The organism is Photorhabdus tasmaniensis, assembly GCF_011189505.1.
Classification (GTDB): domain Bacteria; phylum Pseudomonadota; class Gammaproteobacteria; order Enterobacterales; family Enterobacteriaceae; genus Photorhabdus; species Photorhabdus tasmaniensis.
The window spans coordinates 1-234 of sequence record NZ_PUJU01000272.1 but is presented as its reverse complement, the minus strand read 5'-3'; the positions used below and the strand labels follow the sequence as shown (position 1 = coordinate 234).

Annotated in this window: 1 pseudogene; it reads left to right on the top strand. The window is 51.3% G+C overall.

Going from position 1 to position 234, the window contains the following annotated elements:
* Nucleotides 1–122: 122 nt before the first annotated feature.
* Nucleotides 123–234: pseudogene (locus tag C5471_RS25180) on the top strand (RHS repeat-associated core domain-containing protein); the annotation flags it as partial.

Below are 234 nucleotides of genomic sequence, written 5' to 3'. Positions count from 1 at the left end.
GTGCCCGTCGGGACGAGTTGATAGGTTCTTTAACAGGGTGGGAAAACGCGGCGGAGAAAAAGGCTGCTAAATCAAGGGGAAAAGTCCGCTCAACGGTATGATGGCGTCGGGATAGTCCCTAAGACCCGATTGGGCTGAGAGGGGGCCTGAATCCGTATTCGTATGTCCATAATCCGGCGAACTGGATTGATCCGCTCGGATTAACAGGATGTCCTAATAGTATTAAATATGGCG